Source organism: Photobacterium carnosum (assembly GCF_002849605.1).
Classification (GTDB): domain Bacteria; phylum Pseudomonadota; class Gammaproteobacteria; order Enterobacterales; family Vibrionaceae; genus Photobacterium; species Photobacterium carnosum.
In genome coordinates this window covers 1-1216 of the sequence record NZ_NPIB01000065.1, presented here as the reverse complement: position 1 = coordinate 1216, position 1216 = coordinate 1, and the positions used below count along the sequence as shown (strand labels likewise).

Genomic DNA, 1216 nt, shown 5'->3' with positions numbered 1-1216 from the left:
ACCAGAAGTAGATAGCTTAACCTTCGGGAGGGCGTTTACCACGGTGTGGTTCATGACTGGGGTGAAGTCGTAACAAGGTAGCCCTAGGGGAACCTGGGGCTGGATCACCTCCTTACCTAAAGACTTAACTTGTTTTATGCAGTGTCCACACAGATTGCTTGGTCGAAATGTAAAAGAGCCGACGTAAGTTGCCCAACAACTTGCGTTATGAACATTGTCCCGTTCGTCTAGAGGCCTAGGACACCGCCCTTTCACGGCGGTAACAGGGGTTCGACTCCCCTACGGGACGCCACTTCTCTTTTCTTTTTATAAAAAAAGAGATAGTGACAATGGGTCGTTAGCTCAGTTGGTAGAGCAGTTGACTTTTAATCAATTGGTCGCAGGTTCGAATCCTGCACGACCCACCATTTCCTTTCCACGAAGGAAAGCTAGTTTGAGATTACTTTTTAAAGTAATAACAAATAGCAACTATCGTGGGCGATTAGCTCAGTTGGGAGAGCACCTCCCTTACAAGGAGGGGGTCACTGGTTCGAGCCCGGTATCGCCCACCACTTTCTCTTTTAGAGAACTTCTCCTAAAGAAGTAAAACTTTAAGGGGCTATAGCTCAGCTGGGAGAGCGCTTCGCTGGCAGCGAAGAGGTCTGCGGTTCGATCCCGCATAGCTCCACCACTTTCTAAATGCATTCGTAAGAGTGTGATTAAAAAGTGGTTTTCAATAGAAAATTGCATGCTCTTTAACAATCTGGAAAGCTGACTAGTAAATTTAATCGAAAGATTAATTTTAAAAAAATGTTTTTATTGTTTCTTGTAAAAGAAGGATAAAAAAGAGTTCTCAAAACATACACATTCAAGTGTCTGTGTTTGCTTTTACTTTTTAAAGTGAAGACAAATAAATGAGTCCGGCGAAAAACCAATGTTTAATATTTTCTTGATCGGATTATTAAACGCAAACCTTGGTTGTTTGAACATACAAGACCTCTTGGGGTTGTATGGTTAAGTGACTAAGCGTACACGGTGGATGCCTTGGCAGTCAGAGGCGATGAAGGACGTATTAACTTGCGATAAGCCCAGATTAGGCAGTAAAAGCCACTTGAGTCTGGGATTTCCGAATGGGGAAACCCACTTGCATAAGCAAGTATCATTAACTGAATACATAGGTTAATGAGGCAAACCGGGGGAACTGAAACATCTAAGTACCCCGAGGAAGAGAAATCAA

General features: G+C 43.2%; 4 tRNA genes and 2 rRNA genes. All 6 read left to right on the top strand.

The features are described 5' to 3' along the window. A 16S ribosomal RNA gene (locus tag CIK00_RS21080) occupies positions 1-115 on the top strand; the annotation flags it as partial. A gap of 101 nt (positions 116-216) precedes the next feature. Beyond that, positions 217-292: transfer RNA gene (locus tag CIK00_RS21075), tRNA-Glu, on the top strand. Between the two features lie 39 nt (positions 293-331). Beyond that, positions 332-407, top strand: a tRNA-Lys gene (locus tag CIK00_RS21070). Positions 408-475: 68 nt separating this feature from the next. Continuing rightward, positions 476-551: transfer RNA gene (locus tag CIK00_RS21065), tRNA-Val, on the top strand. 43 nt (positions 552-594) lie between these two features. After that, positions 595-670: transfer RNA gene (locus CIK00_RS21060), tRNA-Ala, on the top strand. 321 nt (positions 671-991) lie between these two features. Then, positions 992-1216: ribosomal RNA gene (locus CIK00_RS21055) — 23S ribosomal RNA — on the top strand; the annotation flags it as partial.